15 protein-coding genes, 2 tRNA genes and 1 pseudogene are annotated in these 19321 nt (G+C 34.8%); 5 read left to right on the forward strand and 13 right to left on the reverse strand.

What is annotated here, in order from left to right; all coding sequences use genetic code 11:
- Nucleotides 1–40 precede the first annotated feature (40 nt).
- From WBM_RS04875 to WBM_RS04885, 3 genes are read right to left on the reverse strand one after another with little or no spacing between them, the layout of a single operon-like run.
- A complete protein-coding gene (locus WBM_RS04875) occupies nt 41–2665 on the reverse strand; it encodes a type IV secretion system protein (RefSeq protein WP_011256993.1) in 2625 nt (874 codons plus the stop codon).
- Entirely contained in the window at nt 2658–5063 is a 2406-nt protein-coding gene (locus WBM_RS04880; protein WP_011256994.1) for a VirB4 family type IV secretion/conjugal transfer ATPase, read from the reverse strand. The genes WBM_RS04875 and WBM_RS04880 overlap by 8 nt, the downstream gene beginning before the upstream one ends.
- Nucleotides 5064–5072: 9 nt before the next feature.
- Nucleotides 5073–5369: a type IV secretion system protein VirB3 gene (locus tag WBM_RS04885; protein WP_011256995.1), complete on the reverse strand. Its 297-nt coding sequence runs from the start codon at nt 5367–5369 to the stop codon at nt 5073–5075.
- A gap of 63 nt (nt 5370–5432) precedes the next feature.
- Between WBM_RS04885 and WBM_RS04890 the strand changes: the two genes are divergently transcribed.
- Nucleotides 5433–7007, forward strand: coding sequence for a lysine--tRNA ligase (locus WBM_RS04890; protein WP_041571523.1), 1575 nt, complete (start codon nt 5433–5435; stop codon nt 7005–7007).
- An 881-nt stretch (nt 7008–7888) separates the two neighbouring features.
- On the opposite strand, the gene WBM_RS04895 is transcribed toward WBM_RS04890, so the two are convergent.
- Nucleotides 7889–8878 (reverse strand): gamma-glutamyl-gamma-aminobutyrate hydrolase family protein, encoded by a 990-nt coding sequence (locus tag WBM_RS04895; RefSeq protein ID WP_011256997.1) that lies wholly within the window; start codon nt 8876–8878, stop codon nt 7889–7891.
- Nucleotides 8879–8969: 91 nt separating this feature from the next.
- A tRNA-Phe gene (locus tag WBM_RS04900) sits at nt 8970–9042 on the reverse strand.
- Nucleotides 9043–9123: 81 nt separating this feature from the next.
- Between WBM_RS04900 and coaD the strand changes: the two genes are divergently transcribed.
- Both coaD and WBM_RS04910 read left to right on the forward strand, forming a co-directional pair.
- Nucleotides 9124–9627 carry a pantetheine-phosphate adenylyltransferase gene (gene coaD, locus WBM_RS04905; RefSeq protein ID WP_011256998.1) on the forward strand — a complete coding sequence of 168 codons (504 nt, stop codon included), beginning with the start codon at nt 9124–9126 and terminating at the stop codon, nt 9625–9627.
- Nucleotides 9628–9695: 68 nt separating this feature from the next.
- Nucleotides 9696–9893 carry a zinc-finger domain-containing protein gene (locus WBM_RS04910; RefSeq protein WP_011256999.1) on the forward strand — a complete coding sequence of 66 codons (198 nt, stop codon included), beginning with the start codon at nt 9696–9698 and terminating at the stop codon, nt 9891–9893.
- 23 nt (nt 9894–9916) lie between these two features.
- On the opposite strand, the gene WBM_RS04915 is transcribed toward WBM_RS04910, so the two are convergent.
- The 6 genes from WBM_RS04915 to rpsB form a co-directional block, all read right to left on the reverse strand.
- Entirely contained in the window at nt 9917–10543 is a 627-nt protein-coding gene (locus WBM_RS04915) for a phosphatidate cytidylyltransferase (protein ID WP_011257000.1), read from the reverse strand.
- Entirely contained in the window at nt 10533–11228 is a 696-nt protein-coding gene (uppS, locus tag WBM_RS04920) for a polyprenyl diphosphate synthase (protein ID WP_011257001.1), read from the reverse strand. Before uppS ends, WBM_RS04915 begins: the two co-directional genes overlap by 11 nt.
- Before the next feature lie 194 nt (nt 11229–11422).
- Nucleotides 11423–11980: a ribosome recycling factor gene (gene frr / locus WBM_RS04925; RefSeq protein ID WP_011257002.1), complete on the reverse strand. Its 558-nt coding sequence runs from the start codon at nt 11978–11980 to the stop codon at nt 11423–11425.
- Between the two features lie 10 nt (nt 11981–11990).
- Entirely contained in the window at nt 11991–12731 is a 741-nt protein-coding gene (gene pyrH / locus WBM_RS04930) for a UMP kinase (protein WP_011257003.1), read from the reverse strand.
- A gap of 10 nt (nt 12732–12741) precedes the next feature.
- Entirely contained in the window at nt 12742–13611 is an 870-nt protein-coding gene (gene tsf / locus WBM_RS04935) for a translation elongation factor Ts (RefSeq protein WP_011257004.1), read from the reverse strand.
- Entirely contained in the window at nt 13592–14440 is an 849-nt protein-coding gene (gene rpsB / locus WBM_RS04940; protein ID WP_041571601.1) for a 30S ribosomal protein S2, read from the reverse strand. Before rpsB ends, tsf begins: the two co-directional genes overlap by 20 nt.
- A 182-nt stretch (nt 14441–14622) precedes the next feature.
- On the opposite strand from rpsB, the gene WBM_RS04945 reads away from it, so the two are divergent.
- Both WBM_RS04945 and WBM_RS04950 read left to right on the forward strand, forming a co-directional pair.
- Nucleotides 14623–14696: transfer RNA gene (locus WBM_RS04945), tRNA-Asp, on the forward strand.
- A gap of 404 nt (nt 14697–15100) precedes the next feature.
- Nucleotides 15101–16267, forward strand: a pseudogene (locus tag WBM_RS04950) (IS66 family transposase).
- 1047 nt (nt 16268–17314) lie between these two features.
- Here WBM_RS04950 and WBM_RS06685 read toward each other — a convergent pair.
- Entirely contained in the window at nt 17315–17536 is a 222-nt protein-coding gene (locus WBM_RS06685; protein WP_083750408.1) for a DUF6444 domain-containing protein, read from the reverse strand.
- Nucleotides 17537–18232: 696 nt separating this feature from the next.
- A complete protein-coding gene (locus tag WBM_RS04960) occupies nt 18233–19048 on the reverse strand; it encodes a transporter associated domain-containing protein (protein WP_041571602.1) in 816 nt (271 codons plus the stop codon).
- Between the last annotated feature and the right edge of the window lie 273 nt (nt 19049–19321).

Below are 19321 nucleotides of genomic sequence, written 5' to 3' on the forward strand. Positions count from 1 at the left end.
GTTCTGGTTACTTAAATATTTAAGCATTTGTTACCCATCTTTAACTTTCAGTAGAGTTAGCAGCTTCACTGGCAGCACTCTGTGCAGCGTCAGCAGTACCTCTAATAGCTTCTCCAGTAGCATTAGCAGCTTCAGAACCGACAGTTGCAGGGGATCGTCCACTTTTATCATCAGCATTTCCAGATGCAAGAGCTCTAGAGTCATCCCTTGCCTTCTGAGCTTCTTTAGCAGCTCCAGCAGCATCTCCGGAATGAGCTTTACCAACAGCTCCAGCAATAGCCTTAGCTACAGAGAAAGCTTTGGACATCATTTTTCCAGGTGTAGCACCAGAACCGAGTGCCGCCCTGTGATTACCAGAAAGTTCTGCAGCCATATCAGGAAGGATGTTTAAGAAGTGATAAAACAGGAACAGTATTAGAGCTAATTTTAATAATTCTCCGATGAGAGAATTACCAAACTCCATGTATGTAAAATCAAATAGACCAAGTATGTTGCTCTTCTCCCATTTGTAATTTTGCATCATGCATGCAAGAGTATTTTCATTTTTATCACATTCACCACTTTTCAACTTAAACCACTGTTTTTCGTTGCCTAATATTTTTATCTTTTCTTCTTTTTCAAAATGTAAATTTTTAAAATAGATTTTATCACATGCTATGAACATAAAGGACAAAAACGCAAAAAGCATAACTGGGTATAGGCTATAGGTAATCAATTCTCTTAGCCACCCATCGAAATACCCTTTAGTGTGTTGGAATAAAACCATAGGGATAAACAAGGGTGATAAAATGATGATTATGCTTAAAGCAATGAGGGATAGGATAAACACATAGCACATCCATAAAATAACCATCATCATCATAATAGCCATGAATATAGCGACAAGGGCTACTAAAATTTGTCCACCAGCGCAAATAATACCGATTACTGAACCTGCAACTAACAAGGCAGGAGCAGCACCTAGTAAGATAGCCAATATTCCTACATCTCCAGTACCAATTTTGCCAGCAATTCCATCCAAAGGTGCACCTAGATAAAATAAAATTCTACAATCAAGCCTATCCCAGGGTGCGAGATAACTGTAATTTGTTGTATCATTTTTGTAATCCTTCGCTTCATAATTACATATACCTTTACTTTCAGATGACGCTTTTAATACTATCTCTGATAAACCATTTGAAAGCTTTGTTAATTCTCCATAATAATGAGACATGGTATTGCCTGTTGTGAAGTAAATCACTAAAGCAAATTTAATGATCAACATATACATTTCTTGAGGACTATGAACTCCACCAGACATAGCTTTTATAGAGAACAATATTAAAGCTAAAACCAAAACAGCAGTGATGGTGTTCTTCAGCCTTTCCTGTGCTACAGATATAAAGCTTTCACCATTTGGTGTACCTTTACCTGCAACTAAATTATCTAACGATTCCTTAATGCATTGCACTATCATAGAAGTTATAGGAATAGGAGCTAATGATTTACTTCCGGCCTGATTGTGGCAAGCTTCAGAGACATACGAGCTGAAACAGCCTTTATTGTCGTAACCTACAAAAATTTCCTTTTTTTCTTCCCTTTCCCTTATTAGAGTTTTGTAATCTTTACTCTCATTTCCTTTAAGAAGGTCCTTAATAGGGTTTGGGTCTGTGATAATTATGCCACCCTTATTTTTAAATTTCATCTTAGATTCATCACACATAGGGGCAAGTGGGTCAGGTGGCAACTCTGTACATCCCATATCAACTCCTTGCGGCCAGGGAGTCATTGAGATGCCAAGCGTACTAATACTGGCTAACTCTACACACAACCTGCCCATCTTTCTTAGTGCTTTAAATGTTGACCCATGTATGGTTTTACTCTGTCCAGCTTTGAGGACTTTACAGTCTAGGTCGCCGTCAACTTTTGGAGACCATGATCCATCTACATATCCAGTATCTTTTTCCCTGACATCAAAGTTTATATACTTATCTTCCCCTCTGCGATCGAAATCTTCCTTTTTAAAAAGATTACCAAATGTTAAGGGGTTTCGATGACATACTTCTATATATTCACTATACTGCACACTATTTTTTGGCCAGTAATAATTTCCTGTATTGTTCTGAACATTGGGGTTCAAAGCTTCTCTTTCTGCTCTTTTTCTATCGTAGTCTTCTTTGTTTGCGTTTTTCCGAGTTTTATTTTGCAAACAAGAAAAATACTCATCTTCTTTTTGATAATTCTTATTAGTACAATCCGCATACCCTCCATCTAATAGTGCAAAGTCCTTATATTCCCCATCATGATCGCGCGCAACTGGATGTCTAACAAAACTATGCTCACAAACAACAAGTCCTCCTATCGCTTTCCAGACCCCAACAATTGCAGCTATCATTCCAACGATAACAAGAGCAGTAAATAAGCCAGAGGAAGAGAAGATCAAAACAATGCCAGTCCATACTGCACCAACGGCAATTGCTATTCCTGCAATAGCTGCAGCTGTTTTAAAAGCCCCACAGTCAGGGTTAGAGGCGCGACTAAAGCTGCCAGCAGAACTAAATCTGCTAACAAATTCCGTCTTGTCAGTACCACTTACTCCGTCTGCAAATACTGGACATGAGAGTAAAAAATCTATATTTAGTAAAAATACTGCAATTAATAGCAATGACAGCTTAGTCTTAAACATTTTTTACCTTCTGATAAAATATAGGCAACCATACTTTTGGGTCATCCCCGACTTCTTTTAATATATCATGTAACAGTATGACACTCTCTGCACGTCCAGATAATACGTTAACTATATCATCTAAACCTTTTAAGTCTATTCTAGCTACCACAGCATTAATCCCTTGTTTTACCAAAAAAAATCTAGTACTTGGATCTGTGTGCTTGATTAGTATGTACTCGCGTTCAGTTAACATAAAAACATTCCGATAGATACTAGTAGCTTTTAGATTTGGCAAAAAAATCTGTGTTGCCGTTTGCTGTACAAGTGTATCACTAATAGCACTTTTACTTGCATCTTCAACGCTCTGAGTAGCAAAAACCACAAAAGCATTTAATTTTCTCAGCACTTTCAACCAGTCCTTTATCTTAGGTGCAAAAACTGGATTATCTATTAATGCCCACGCCTCATCAAGGACGATAATAGATGGAGTGCCATCAAGAGATATACTAATCCTGTGAAATAAATAAATCAAGACCGGCCCAAGAGCAATGGGATCTTTGAGCAAGCTAGCCATTTCAAAGCCAAATACTCTTGCTTTTGAAAAATCTAGCAAATCTTCTTTATTATCAAATATTGCAGCATGAGAGCCATTACCATGCCACATAGATATCGCTCCAGCTAGAGTATCAGAACCTGCAAGCCCTAAAAATGGTACTAGGTTTCTTAAGAATCTGTCTTCTTTTCTTAATTTAAAATTTCCCTCAATTGCATCATTAACTCGTGTAATATCTTCAGAAGTGAATTTATCATTATATACTGAAATTAAAGACTTTATCCACTCCATTAAGAAGGTTCTATTGTCAGGAGTATCGTCAAGTTGTAGGGGATTAAAATTCGTCTTAGTTCTTGGTTCTATCAGAGTATAAATACCACCAAGTGCTCTTAGGAAAATCTCCGCACCGCGGTCTTTGTCAAAAAAGAATATTCTTGGAGAAAATTTCATTGCTTGGGCACATAGGAAATTCATTAAAACAGTTTTACCAGCACCAGTTGGACCAATTATCATAGTATGTCCAACGTCCCTTATGTGAAAGTTGAAGAAAAATGGAGTGCCAGATGTTGTGTCAAAGACTGTTACAGCATCTCCCCAGTGGTTATTGAATTTATTACCGGTAGGATAATTATGTTGGGATACAAAGCCAGCCAAATTAAGACTGCTTATCGTACCTTTTCTCACTATATAGTCAAAATTACCAGGAACTTGTGCCCAAAATGCCGGTTCAAGGTTAACTTTTTCACGGATAGGGTAAACACCGCAATTAGAAAGCTCAGACTCTACAAATGATAAAGCATTATCCAATGATTTGGGGCTTTTTTCTATACATAAGATAGTTAAGTGATGTTCACCGAATACAATTCTACCACTCATTGCATCATCAAGTGCATGAGAAATTTCTGCGATTTGAGAAATAGCTTTATCTGCAGATTGTATCATCCGATTTTGCTGTATCTGCATTTTGGCAATTGCCATTTGTCTATTTGTAAACTGGAAAGACTGTGTAATAATAAATTCATAAGGAAGCTGCAAAAAGTGGTCAAGCATTCCTGCAGAAGTATTATTTCCATATTCTTTGATACTAACTATTCCAGCGTATTTACTTTCATTATGAGTTACAACCTGTATCATCTTACGGCCAAAAAATAACCTATGTACCGGTAAGTATCTTGATATTTCAGTTTTTAGCGGAAGGAGTGTGTTTGTAATGAAGCCACAATTTACGATCCTAGATAGGAATTCCATTATTTCACAGAACAGACCATTTGGGGTTTCTTTTACTCCAAGAATTTTGGGCGAATAACTTCTAAGGTTTGTCATTACGCGGTTCGTTGTTTCTTCTAAATCTTCATAGGTAGCACGCATATCGCTTTCCCAAGCATGTTTTGAAGTTACATGTCCAAATTTCTTTAGTAGATGCGATAAAAATTCTACTCCTTTTGTGTCTGCTCTACGAATAATTGTAATATATAGATCATTAATAAATGACTGCCTTGTTGCGTGTTTCTCTCTCCATTTTAAATTTACGTGGTTAGCAAAAAAGTTTGGAAAATTTTGACTTGCAAACTCATCAGAAAAAATATTTTTTTTACGTCTGATAGTATGAAAATATAGACCAAACGCTGGAGATGAAATGCTTCTCAGCATCTGATTTCTGATATTGTTTTGTATTACCAGATCTTCGTCATCGGCTGTTTCAAATGCAAAGCCGCTTAACTTGATGAACTTAACTAACCAATCTTGTTTCGTTATCAAGGTTGTACTATTCCAATAGCAAGAATAAGGAATAAATTCAGCAGCGTGAACTTCCCTGCTTAGAATAGACTTATTCTTTGATTGAATGGCTCTGAATTTCAACATTGCATAACATTAAGTAATGTCGTAAGAATTGGCTCCATAGTAAAAACGATTCAAACATTTAGAGCATTTTCCTAATTTTACCATAAATAATTCAATAAACAACGGTTCTTTTGCAGAAGCTATATAACCAAGTCCATGTATCCCTGGTAACATCAAAAGAATTATTCTAAGATCGTTTGAGTTGATAAAAATTAACATACAAATTAGAACGTTTAGTATTGCAAACATGTAACTCACACCAAAAAGCATTGCAGGTCGTGTAAGACCTTTAAATAACTGATCTGTTTGTATGCTGCCTGTGGACATATATACCCTTCTCACTAATAGCTCTAACACTAATACTACATCATTAATTAAAAATCCATTGAAATGAGCGGTATTTTAGGTAAGATGATTAATTTAATCTTAATGATAAGCTGGCCGTTTCAGGAAGTAGAAAAGGTATTGCAAGAATTTCCTGATAAAAAAGAGATAATATTTGAGACTGGCTACGGGCCTTCGGGTTTGCCGCATATTGGTACTTTTGGAGAAGTCTTCCGTACTACAGTTGTTGCAAATGCACTGAAAAAAATAGCTCCTGAAATAAAAACCAAAATTATTGCAGTTTCCGACGATATGGACGGTTTGCGGAAAATACCAGATAATATACCAAATCAGGAAATGCTAAGAGAACATTTAAACAAGCCGTTGACTATGATACCTGACCCATTTGGCACTCATGAAAGTTATGGCCATCATATGAATTCGCTGTTGTGTAAGTTTCTTGATCTATTCGAGTTCGAATACGAATTTAGAAGTGCTACAGAGTGTTACAAGTCTGGTATTTACGATGAAAAACTTTTGCTCCTGCTGAAAAATTACGATAAAGTGATGGATATAATGCTTCCATCATTCCGAGAAGAAAGACAGCAGACATATAGTCCATTTTTGCCTATATGTCTGGAAACTTCTCAAGTTTTACAAGTTTCAGTAATTGAAAGGAATACAGATAAAGGAACAATCACATACAAGGACCAAAATGGAGAAAAAATAGAAATCCCGGTGACAAAAGGCAGATGTAAATTGCAATGGAAACCGGATTGGGGAATGAGATGGGCCGCATTTGGAGTCAATTATGAAGCTCATGGCAAAGATTTGACTCCATCTGCTGTGCTTTCAAGTCAAATATGTAAAATACTTGGAGAAAAGCCACCGCTTTTGTTTTGCTATGAGTTTTTCCTTGATAAAGAAGGAAAGAAGATATCAAAATCAAAAGGAAATGGCATTTCAATTGAGAAGTGGTTAACTTATGCACCAACAGAGAGCTTAGCGTTATACATTTTTCAGAGCCCTAAAAAAGCTAAACGTCTATATTTTGATGTAATACCAAAATCAACTGATGAATATTTAGAGTTTGTTAAGCGTTACAATGAAGGCAAAGAGAAGGATATAAATAATCCTGCCTGGCATATCCACCAGAGTAAAGTTCCAAACGTGGAAACTTCAGGTATAAATTTCTCATTGCTCTTAAACCTAGCAGCAGCTTGTAACGCTAAAAACAAAGAGATTCTTTGGGGTTTTATATCCACTTATACACCGAACGTTACACCAGAAAGTAATAAGATGCTAGACAGGCTTTCAGATTTTGCAGTTAGATATTATCACGACTTTGTTAAGCCAACAAAAGCATATAAAGCTCCAAATGAAAAAGAGAAAGAAGCGTTACTAGATCTAAAGAACATCCTGCATTCCCTGCCTATTACAGCCACTGCTGAAGAAATTCAATCTCAGATCTTTTCCATTGGGAAAAAACACAATTACAACAATTTACGTGATTGGTTTCAGTTGCTGTATGAAACGCTACTTGGCCAAAAAACCGGCCCAAGAATGGGATCTTTTATTAAACTTTATGGAGTAAATAATACAATTTCTCTTATAGACAGTGCTATTGGACGTACACTTTAGAGTTCTTTATTTTATTCTAGTTTTTTATTGAATATAAAAGACCATTTTACAGGCCTTAAGAACCCTTATATGGGGATGTTTTAGACCTAAAATTTATCCTTAATCTTTATTTAAGTGACAAAAGCACATTATTAAACTAGGTGTGTTATGTTTAATTTTTCTTATATAGACACTCCATGTCTTTATAAATTTTTATCTACGTTAGCTGAATCTCGCTTATTAAGTAATGTAATAAGCGCCAAGTTTTTGAGAGAACAGTAAACAACTCACATTGCATTGTTCTTTTTGTCTTTATTTAAGAATTAGTTCAAAAATCAACTAATCTTCTTTTTTTATAAAGAAATTATTTGAAAAACTTCTGCATTACCCTTATCGTGACGTTATGGATATTTATAATTCCAAGGTTGACTACTTACCAAGCATATAAGACATTAATGTCAAGTTCCTACAAGAGATATCACTAGGGTTTCTTTTGCTTTTTTTCCTGCTTGGTGAGTTCCTTAATATTTGTGGCTGCCAACATCCCAGCGCGTGATACTAGCTTCTCATACTGGAAAACCATAGAATGATAGAAAATAGTAAATAAATTTACTAAGATTCTAGTGTCACGCACTGGAATGACATCGTTTACCATTAAACATCGATGTTACAATATCCACATACTTGACACTGGAATCTAGTATGATTTAATTAACCAAGAAATAGAGATATTCACATGAAAAAATTATGTAGTGAAGCTGAACGCCAGTGTCAGCTACTTTTATGACAGGGAGAGGCTACTTGAATAACAGGTAGCTATGCAAGAAGCCTGATAACCGATAAATGTGTTTATACATTTTTATTGATTATTAAAGCTTTAACCAAAGCGTTTATAATGCCCATTAAGCACGATAGAGGAAATCATTTATAATTGCCATAGCAACCAGTGTTGAAACCTGGCGTGCCTTGTGATTGGATAAATGGAGGTTTTTATCCGACTTTACAACAAGGGCTTCTGGATGACTCTGAAAGTAAATATTACCATGCTTATCTTCAATAGCCTCTATTACCCCATCATTGGAAAACGCTGCAATTTTATATCCAAGCAATTCTAATTTCCTTCTGTTTTCTGGCCTATTGTTCACTGTCCCTGAATGAGCATCTGGAAAACATGTTGAAAACCAGCCATTTTTATCGGGTAATAAAAATTTAGCTACTACCTTTGCTAAATGACTATTTGGAACAATCTTTATCTGCTGGAAAGTTACATCCTCTTGCTGTGGATTAGGTGCAGATTTCAAATGAGATCTTCGCTGTTCTTCATCGCTTACAAAGTTTTCCACGTGCACTACTTCAATTCCTTTTGCACTCATAATTCCTTGTAAACCTCCACATATGCTAAGCAAATGAATTGTAGGGTTATCATCGACTATTTTCACAATCGCTTCAGTAACAAGCTGGCAACAAGGAGTAGGCGGAAAGGGTTCTGAATGTAAATTGTAATAGTTCTCCGGAATAAATATTCTATTTATTTTGTGCCCCTTAATGAATTGCCCAATTTCAATTTTTATTCGGTCTAATATCAACTTTTTTGCCAGCATCTCGTCTTGTTTTAAAAGGCTGAGTAATTCTTCTTGGATTTTTTTAAGGTTGATTATTTTATTACAGTCGATGAATACGGTTCTAACTCCAAAACTATTGAACATCTCGTAGATACTTTGAAACAAGCCAAGCTCATGCGGATATGTTTCTTTTTCTGTTTTCAACAAACCAACCACTATGTCGCTGCCTATTTGATGCATACTTTCACTAGCGTCAGCATAAGTGACATTACTTAATAATAGAACTATAATTAATAGAATATTAAATATTCTATTATAATATTGATACATTATGATTTACTTCTTTAAGATTTATATTAACATAATAACATATTATAGAACATTTTACAACAAAATAGTAATTTTGACAAGAAAGGGAAAGTGGCCTGAGCAGGAGTCGAACCAGCGACACAAGGATTTTCAGTCCTTTGCTCTACCAACTGAGCTATCAGGCCAACTGTATGCTTTCATTTTTAGATAAAAAATGTTATTATGTCTATTAAAAGTTTTTAAAGCAATTTATATAAAAATAAAGGATGAACATTAATAACAGAATAGGTATTTACCCAGGCACATTTGATCCTATCACTTTTGGACATATTGACATAATAAAAAGAGCATGTAAACTAGTAGATAGATTAATCATCGGCGTTGCAGAAAATATTAATAAGCATACTACTTTCGATGCAAAGCTACGCACAAGCATGGCCGAAAACGAAATTAAAAGATTAGAAATTGACGTAGATGTTGTATCTTTTAACGGGCTATTAGTGAAGTTTGCCAAAGAGCAGAACGCTTCTGTTATCATTAGAGGATTAAGAGCAGTATCGGATTTTGATTATGAGTTCCAAATGAGTTGGGTAAATTACAAGCTTCTTCCTGAAATTGAAACCATCTTTCTTCCTGCCTCTGAGGATACTCAGTTTATCTCATCAAGTTTTGTAAAAGAAATAGCAAGATTAGGAGAAAGTGTTAGCAAATTTGTGTCAGTGGGTGTTCAGAAAGAGTTGATTAATTTGAATAGGATAGGAAGTGAATAATAGTATTTATTTTCTATTCTCAAACGTATATATTCAATATATAAAATATTATAAACTAAAGGAGCAACATGGCAGAAGTGAGGGTTAACAAAAGAAAAGTTTGTTGTCATGGTGATGGAAACAATGAGGGTTCTGGTCACCCATTAATATACTTAGATATGGGAGAAGAGGAGGAAATAGCCTGTCCTTATTGTGAAAAAACGTTTGTCCATGACTGTACTGTAGAAGCAGTTAAGGAGGGAATAATGGCTAAGGATGAGTTTTAATAGTACTTCATTTTTTAAGTCAGTTAACTTATATAGATAGCAATAAGAGGAGAAGTGAAAATGAAACTGTCCATGCGGTCAAGTATCCCTCCATGGCCGGGTATTATACTTCCACTATCTTTAACATTGTAAACTCTTTTGATGAGTGATTCAGTAAAATCACCAAGTTGTGCTAGAAGAGCAATTGTAAATCCAATGATTGGAGAATATAAAATTGAAAATAGGCCAAAAAGTATTGATCCAAAAATTGTGCACACTATTCCAGCCAAGATTGCGCCAAGAAATCCTGACCAAGTCTTGCCAGGGCTAATAATTGGGCAAACTCTGGCCCCACCAAAATTCTTGCCAAACAGATAGGCAGTAATATCGATGCTCCAAATGGTTAAGATGAGCCATACTAACGCGTACTTTCCTTGCGGTAGGTTGTATAAATATATTAATGAGGCATTTGGTAGTGCAATCAATAACAATGCGAAAACATACAAGATTCTGTTTCCCTGAGTTAGGTTATACCATTCAAAGGAAGACAAAACCGCTATCGAAAAAATCAATAGGTAAAATGATAAATCACTGAAGTATGTCGAAAAAGAAAATATGAACAATATTACTACTGAAGATAGTATTCTAATTATAAAATTGTTATCTACCATACCTTTTCTCCCTTTTCGTATAATCCTCTAGTGCTTTGCTCAAATCTTGACAAGAAAAATCAGGCCATAAAGTATCACAAAAATACAATTCAGCGTAAGCTGCTTGCCACAACAAAAAATTACTTAACCTTTTCTCACCACCAGTGCGAATTAATAAATCCAACTTTGGTAGATCTTTAGTATATAGAAATTTCTCAAACTCGTCTTCTGATACACAATCAATATTTTTTCTCGTGATATTTCTCACAGCGTGTATAATTTCTTGTTTTGCTCCATAGCTGACTGCTACAGTAAGCAATAGACCATCGTTCTTACGTGTCATTTCTTCTGATTCTTTAATCTGGTTAAGTATTTTTCCAGGCAATAAACTTAAATTACCAACAAAATTCAATTTAATGTTATAGTTGTGAAAGAAATTAACTTTATCTCTATCAGTTAGAATAGAGTAAAATAAGTCAAATAGACAGTCAGTTTCTTCTTTAGGTCTAAGCCAATTCTCCATGGAAAACGCGTACAAAGTTAAATAGGGTATGGCTAGGGCTATACAATGCTTAGCAATATCATATGCAACTTCACTACCTTTTCTATAACCATCAATTTTTACCCTTCCTTGACTGTTTGCCCACCTACTGTTACCATCCATAATGATTGCTAAATGTTTCGGTAGAGATTCGAGGTTCAACATTTAGAGCTTACCTAGTTCTGATTTAAATGAAATTTTCTCGACCTCAGTTGGTACCTAGAAGACGTCATTTTAGTGCCCAGACACTGGGATCCAGAAAATTTGATTTTAAACGAGTACATCAAATAGTTGTGTGGTAAAGACTGGACTCCACTGTCAAGCACTGGAATGATATCATTCACTACCTTCATATTCACTTAATAATTCAGTATATCCTTTTCTTTGATAGATAATTCACCATCAATTTTTTTAATATTATCGTCAGTAATATTTTGTATTTCCTTTTTAGCGTTATGAAAATCATCTTCTGAGATTTTTTTATTTTCCTGCATTCTCTCTATTTCTTCCATAATATCTCTGCGTATATTCCTAATGGCAACCCGTGCGTTCTCAGCAAACTGGTGCAATAACTTTACTAATCTCTCACGGGTCTCTTGCGTTAGGTCTGGAAGAACTATACGTATGGTATTACCCTCAACAACAGGATTTAAATTTAGATTAGCATTTAATATAGCATTTTTTACTTCACCTATAACGCCAATGTCCCAAACTTTAATTAACAGGGTTTTATTGTCTGTAACTGAAACACCTGCAACTTGATTTAGTTTTTGATGTCCACCATAGATATTTACAACTATTCCATCAAGTAATGACGCGCTAGCTCTACCAGTACGTATACCTTTAATATCATTATAAAAAGATTGAATAGTTTTCAGCATCCTTTCTTTTGTTTTAGTTTTTATTTCTTTTAACATAAATTACCTATCATTCACAATCTGAAACTATGGTGTAAGTACCGTGACCTTTAACGATATTGACTATTTTTTCTTCTTTCAAAGAAAAAACTATAATTGGAATAGAATTCTCACGCGCAAGTGAGATTGCTGATGCATCCACGACTTTTAAATCACGAGTCAATAAATCCATATAAGAAAGTCTATCATACATTACAGCATCCTCATTTTTTTTCGGATCAGCAGAGTATACACCATTTACTTGTGTACCTTTTAGGATAGCATCACAATTTGTTTCAACAGCACGTAAAGCTGCGGCTGTATCTGTAGTAAAAAATGGATTACCTGTGCCTGCTGCAAAGATCACTACTCTACCCTTTTCTAAATGATGAATAGCTTTCCTCCTTATATAAGGTTCACATATAGTGACCATAGGTATTGCAGAGAGTACCTTAGAATTTACTGAATTTTTCTCTAAAAAATTTTGTAAAATTAAAGCATTTATTATAGTTGCAAGCATTCCAATATAATCACTACTCGCTCTTTCACAACCACTCAAAGATGCGGATGCACCACGAAAGATATTACCGCCACCAACAACAATACATACCTGAACTCCAAGCTTGTAAATATCAGATATATCTTTGCACAATTGATCTATGAGCTCCATATCATGGCCAAAAGGCCGAGATCCCATCAGAGCCTCACCAGAGATTTTAAATAACACCCTGGAGTACTTTATTTTACTTCCTTTACCCGTTGAGGCATGCATTTTTAACTACTTAATTTTTACTACCCAAAACAAGCAACTTGTAATCAGACAATTCAACTGGAGAATTCACACTAGACTCACTTAACCTCATAAAATCAGAAATTTTCATTTTATCATCCTTTATAAACTTTTGTTCTAGTAAAATAACTTCTTCATAGTACTTAGCCATTCGGCCATCTACTATTTTTTTCGTCACTTCTTCAGATTTATTTAAGCCTTTTACTTGCTCTTCAATTATAGAACGCTCATTGTTCATCTTTGTTTGATCTAAGTTATCTATAGAAAGAGCTTCAGGTTTCATAGCAACTACATGCATTGCTATTTGTTTCCCAACCTCTTGCAACTTTGACTTATCGCCAGATGATCGCAATGCAACCAAAGCACCAGTCTTACCTAAGCCACGCACATCACCATGAACATAACCAGCAATAACTCCGTCTTTAGCTTCTAGGTAACAAAGTCTACTTAGTTCCAATTTTTCACCAAGAACCGATGTACCATTCATGATAGCTTCCTGCACTGTGCCAACACCTTCATACTTAGCATTTTTTAACTTATCAATGCTAGTACAGCGTTCTTGGTAAGCAATCGACGCTAAATTTGAAATTAATTCTATAAATTTCTCATTTCTTGCAACAAAATCAGTTTCACAATTCAATTCAATTAACACACCGCAGCTTTCAGCCAAATGCATAGCAATTAGTCCATCTGAAGCTACCCTATCAATCTTTTTATCAGCTTTAGCAAGTCCTATTGCACGTAATTTGCCAATAGCTTCCTTAATATCACCACTACACTCCTCTAAAGCTTTTTTACAATCACTCAAACCAAGCCCTGTCCTGTCACGTAGTTCTCTTATATTATCTGGATTCATCTTCATTCGTTACTACCTCCTTTTCATCTTCTTTATAAACTTTACTACGCCCCTTTTTAGTTCGTATAATACTATCTCCTTTTTCTTGAATAAACTCTTCATCTTTTATATCACCAACTTTAACTCCAGATCTTGCCAAACTAGATTCCATTCCAGCTAATATAGAGTCAGCAGCCAGTCTACAATAGAGTTCTATTGATTTTCTTGAGTCATCATTTCCCGGTATAGGATAAGTAATACCATCTGGATCAGAATTAGTATCAAGTATTGCAACTACCGGAATTTCTAATTTTTCAGCCTCTTTGACTGCAATGTGCTCTTTATTAGTATCAATTATAAATAAAACATCTGGAACTGCTCCCATCTCTCTGATACCACCCAGCGCCTTATCAAGTTTCTGCCTTTTTTTTTCAATATTTCCTAATTCTTTCTTCGTTAAAATGCTATTTTCAGCATTCAGTACCTTCTCATATTGAACTAGTGTCTTTATCGAAGAAGAAATAGTTCCCCAGTTAGTAAGCATACCACCGAGCCATCGATAATTTACGTAATATTGACCACAACGAATCGCTTCACTTGCAATAATATCCAGAGCTTGAAATTTTGTACCAACAAACAGAATACGACCACCCTGAAATGCAACATTATACAAAACTTTCATGGCTGCCTGTAGCAATGGTAATGTTTTCCGCAGATCAATTATATGTATACGATTTTCTTGATGCACTCCATATATATATGGAGCCATTTTTGCATTCCAGCGACTAATTTTATGACCAAAATGCACACCAGACCTAGCTAAATCACGTACAGTAACTTCAGGCAAATTTGCCATATTCATCCCCCAAATAGTTTACCCTCCATGGCACAACCTTTAATTAGGACTACTTGCATGAGCCATGTGTGAAATTAAATCATTTACATGGTAATATAAAAGACAACAAAATGCAAACAAAAAATATTGACAAAAGGCAGCACATTTATTAACTTTAAAGTTAATAATACTAAAAGGAAGCAGGGGGTGTAGCTCAGTTGGTTAGAGCGCATGCCTGTCACGCATGAGGTCGTGAGTTCAAGTCTCATCACTCCCGCATATCGTTTTAGTACAGTTTTAAACCAGCTATATTAATTTTTTTTACCCTAATTTAAGTACATAATAGCACAGTGGAATAGACTTCTTACATGACCTAGAAAAAACAAATAGTTATTATTTTAAATATTAGTGTTTTATAATGCCACTGCTCTTAAGTTACTTTAATATTTAAGAAATTTACCAAATAGAAAAAAGGGCAAAAGAAACTCTGGTTAATATCTATTTAGAAACATTGCATTTTTTTATATCTTAAATACTTAATAACCGCGACTCAGCTGTTTTTTATCGCAACTAAGCTCTAGCCATAAACGTTTTAGAAATTTACGTATCCATTCAGCGGAGTAGCAAAATAAGATAGACAAGGTAGTATAAAAGATAACGATAGAGCAAAAGTGAGGTAATATGGTAAATCTTTTAGAACTTTACAGAAGTCTGGAGCAGAAAATAGCAAAGTTAGAAACAAAAATAGAAAGATTGGAAAGAGAGAATGAAAGTCTAAAGGCAGAGAACAAGACTTTGAAGATAGAAAATGCTGAGTTAAAGGAAAAGCTCGGTTTAAATTCAAAAAATTCATTATGTGATAAACCATACATCCACCAAGTTGATCTTCCGAAGATCGAGTCTTATGTAATGGAATATCAACTTACCGGAAGGTGTTATACCAGACACATTTAGGCCAAGGGTTAAGTTGATAATTGCAGCATTCAGCAAGTTTTATAAAAATTCGAAATATGGAATAGCGAATATTATAATGACATTTTCAATGTGAACATAAGTGTTGGTAGCATATCAAACAGTGAACATAGAATAGCTTCAAAATGTGAAGAAATGTATTAGCAGATTAAACAAGAAGTAAGTACAAGCAAAGTTCTTTATATTGACGAAACCAGCCATTACAATAAAGGTAAGCTTAGTTAGTGCTGGATGTTTACAAGTAATACGGCAAGTTTTGTAAAGTTGACAGAGTTAAGAGGAATGAAAGTTTAAAAAAATAGTAAATTCTGCAATTGTCATAGCTTAGTAATAACTAACAGGTATGCAGCATACGGTTATTTTACTGATAAAAAGAGACAGATTTGTTGGACTCATTTATCAAGAGATTTTGAAAGATTAGCCTATAGTTGTAACAGAGAAGTCAAAGTTCTCGCCTGTTATTTAAGAAACGTTGCTGCTGAGTTATTTGCACTAAAAGAGCCTTACTAAAGAATGAGATAGATATTTTAAGATTTGTCAGGCGTACCAGAAAATTGTGAAAGTGCACAAGGTATTACTTGAAGGAGATATCCCAGTTACCTAAAACAATTGGAGCCTCTCGAGTTGCAAAAAATATTTTGAAGTTGAAAGGACGATGTGGAAATTTTTGGATGAACCAGGAAACATTCTGCTAACGAACAACCATACTGAACGGCAAACACTGCATTATATCGTTTATACAAAAATCCATATTTTACATAATCGGGACAAAGAAATGCATTTTTTGAATGGGTAATTTCATTATACTTAACATGGAAACAAAAGGAGCTAAATCCTTTCCATAATCTCCTATCTATCGTCTCTCACACCGCTTAGCTGAATGGATACAGTTAAAAATATCGACAACATCTTTATGAATCTTTCTCCACGTTCTGACCAAGTGAAAAAGCTGTTCTTACAATAGATTACATAGCGCCTCATTTACCGTTCTGCAAGGTTATTGGTTGTATCTATCACTTCAAGTTTTCGTAAAAACTTCCATATCCTCAGATCTTAACATCTTGGCAGCCATCCTCAAAGTTTGAGTACCATTTATAACCCTAGTCATTTTACACAAAAGATGTTCTACCCTTTTTCAAAATTTTTACATTAGTTGATAAAATCGTAAATCATCTACCAAATTTTATTTTTTTGCTTTTGTACCACAAATACTCTGTTATTGAGTGACTTGAGCGCCTGGCCAATTTTGCTCACTTCAATATTTTTACTATACGCAAATCTTTGAAAATCTCTTGTCAAATGTGTCCAACATATCTATCTATTTTCAAACTAAAATAATTGTACGCAGCGTATTGTTGCTTACAACTATGCCATTGTATTCTGGCAGTAAACTTTGCAACACCTTCTTGCCACGAGACTCGGTCATCTTTAGAAGTGTCAGAGCGCTTTGTTGTTATTACCCAACCCAGCCTCTTTCTCCTTGATTTCTGTGCTATGTTTCATCTATATGCAGGTTTCTTTCAATTCTTCCTTCATTTTCTCATATTCAGATGCGCATCTTTTGATACTCTGTGCTCAGTCTTTGATACTAAACTAAGACTTATATTGAGGTTAAATATACTGCTTAAAATTTGTTGTACTTTTCTTTTCGAGTTAATAAAAAAGCCACTTAGGCTGCTAATTGTTGTTTTAGCATTGAACCCTAGAGGACCTCTTGAAACCCCCATGGTTAAACTAGCTGAACCCTTCCTATCACAAGCTCTGTAATAGTTTCTTTGCAACCTGTACTCAGTTACGATTGGTTTGATTTCTGGTAATTCTACCTTTTAATGGACAATTTCATCTTCTAAAACAACCTTATTTCCACACACACAAACCTGATAAAATTGTATAGTCTACTACTATATTTGCTACCATCAAATCTCACTTATATACCTTATGCCCTGGCTGACCTCCTGGTTTTTTATCACTTTTCTTTTTTGTTTTTTTGCGATATATATCTTGCGATGGTGGTAGAGATGAACTTTTTGAGTTCAGACCCAGTTTATCTTCTAGCTCAATTATTTTTGCTTTTAAGCCATCATTTTCTATAATCAGAGCCTTTATTTCTTCTTTGAGATTAGCGTTTTTTGATTTGTACGCCACAATCTTTTCTGCAGCCCTGTTATCATACCCACTCTATACTTAGCTTCTCATGTCTTTACACTTTTACAATCACTTTGTAAATCCCTTATCTCCGTGAACGGTTATAAGAAATTTAATAAGTAGAAAAAAGGTAAAAAAAACCTAGTGATATCTCTTGTAGGAACTTGACATTAATGTCTTATATGCTTGGTAAGTAGTCAACCTTGGAATTATAAATATCCATAACGTCACGATAAGGGTAATGCAGAAGTTTTTCAAATAATTTCTTTATAAAAAAAGAAGATTAGTTGATTTTTGAACTAATTCTTAAATAAAGACAAAAAGAACAATGCAATGTGAGTTGTTTACTGTTCTCTCAAAAACTTGGCGCTTATTACATTACTTAATAAGCGAGATTCAGCTAACGTAGATAAAAATTTATAAAGACATGGAGTGTCTATATAAGAAAAATTAAACATAACACACCTAGTTTAATAATGTGCTTTTGTCACTTAAATAAAGATTAAGGATAAATTTTAGGTCTAAAACATCCCCATATAAGGGTTCTTAAGGCCTGTAAAATGGGCTTTCCCAGCTACCTAAATATAGCTAGGCAAAGCTATATGGCTTGCAGAAGGGTTCACCTTAAGATCCAAGCCAGAGCATATTACATCTAGAATCTACCCTAACATTATATCCCTTGCAGGAAATATTGATCTAGCTCTCGTAATCACTCAAGTCCAATATTACCTTGTTGATATAGCGCTCATTTGCGTCTTTTATGACAAACTTCACGCCACTTTTGTATTCAATGATTTCATCTACAGAAGGCACTCTACCAGCGATCGAAAGAATTAGGCCACCAAGTGTAGCATAATCTTCTTCAGGATCACGTAATTCTATTTTCAAATTTTCTTCTATATCCTTTACAGGAGCCCTTGCTGATACTTCATATTTATTTTGGGATAATTTAACAATGACATGTTCAAAAGGCTCGTTTTCACTACTAATATTTGGTATTAATTCCTCCATAAGGTCAGTCATTGAAATTAAACCGTCAGTTCCACCATATTCATCCAATACAACAGCTAAGTATGACTTAGAGGATCTCATCCTAATAAAAAGACTAGTAGTCTTCATTGATGGTGGAACGAATATCACGTTTTGTATGAGGCTCCTTAGATTAAAATTCTTATTCTCACTAAAGAGAACGTCCTTTATATAAAAAAAACCTATTACGTTATCAAAATTATTCTTATAGATTAATATTTTGGTGAGGCAAGTACCTTTTACCTTTTTTATTATCTCATGTCTGCTTGACTCGATGTCTACTGCGCATATTTCCGTACGTGGAGTCATTATGTCAATTATATTGCAATCGTGGAACTTCAGCAGGCCATTAAATATACTAAGGTCCGGTAGATCTTTCATCAACGCTTCGGTTGCACACTTCTTTAACATGCGGACCCTTTTGAAAAAAAATAGGAAAGCCCCATATGCTATTTTTTCTATCAAAGTTCTTTTTTTACTCAGTCTGCTTCCTGTAATAGCCAAAACGTTCTTAGATCAGATTTATCAAGAAAACTGTTGTCAAATGTTTAATAAGCATGTGAATAATGTCAAACTAATTTGTGAATTACTTGTTGATACCAGATACTAACAATTAATTAACAGTTTCTTCACTGGCATATACACAACTATGCAATAGCCTACAATACAAAACCCTTTTCCATAAGAGAAGATTACTAACACTCTAAACATTCTACTTATACACACAAATTACAGTAGAAAATCAATGGCATGCAG

Source organism: Wolbachia endosymbiont strain TRS of Brugia malayi (assembly GCF_000008385.1).
Lineage (GTDB): Bacteria > Pseudomonadota > Alphaproteobacteria > Rickettsiales > Anaplasmataceae > Wolbachia.

Excerpts from the sequence above, each read along its gene's own strand:
- WBM_RS04875 (WP_011256993.1), bottom strand. The coding sequence starts at position 2,665 with ATGTTTAAGACTAAGCTGTCATTGCTATTAATTGCAGTATTTTTACTA.
- WBM_RS04880 (WP_011256994.1), bottom strand. The coding sequence starts at position 5,063 with ATGTTGAAATTCAGAGCCATTCAATCAAAGAATAAGTCTATTCTAAGC.
- WBM_RS04885 (WP_011256995.1), bottom strand. The coding sequence starts at position 5,369 with ATGTCCACAGGCAGCATACAAACAGATCAGTTATTTAAAGGTCTTACA.
- WBM_RS04890 (WP_041571523.1), top strand. The coding sequence starts at position 5,433 with ATGAGCGGTATTTTAGGTAAGATGATTAATTTAATCTTAATGATAAGC.
- WBM_RS04895 (WP_011256997.1), bottom strand. The coding sequence starts at position 8,878 with ATGTATCAATATTATAATAGAATATTTAATATTCTATTAATTATAGTT.
- coaD (WP_011256998.1), top strand. The coding sequence starts at position 9,124 with ATGAACATTAATAACAGAATAGGTATTTACCCAGGCACATTTGATCCT.
- WBM_RS04910 (WP_011256999.1), top strand. The coding sequence starts at position 9,696 with ATGGCAGAAGTGAGGGTTAACAAAAGAAAAGTTTGTTGTCATGGTGAT.
- WBM_RS04915 (WP_011257000.1), bottom strand. The coding sequence starts at position 10,543 with ATGGTAGATAACAATTTTATAATTAGAATACTATCTTCAGTAGTAATA.
- uppS (WP_011257001.1), bottom strand. The coding sequence starts at position 11,228 with ATGTTGAACCTCGAATCTCTACCGAAACATTTAGCAATCATTATGGAT.
- frr (WP_011257002.1), bottom strand. The coding sequence starts at position 11,980 with ATGTTAAAAGAAATAAAAACTAAAACAAAAGAAAGGATGCTGAAAACT.
- pyrH (WP_011257003.1), bottom strand. The coding sequence starts at position 12,731 with ATGCATGCCTCAACGGGTAAAGGAAGTAAAATAAAGTACTCCAGGGTG.
- tsf (WP_011257004.1), bottom strand. The coding sequence starts at position 13,611 with ATGAAGATGAATCCAGATAATATAAGAGAACTACGTGACAGGACAGGG.
- rpsB (WP_041571601.1), bottom strand. The coding sequence starts at position 14,440 with ATGGCAAATTTGCCTGAAGTTACTGTACGTGATTTAGCTAGGTCTGGT.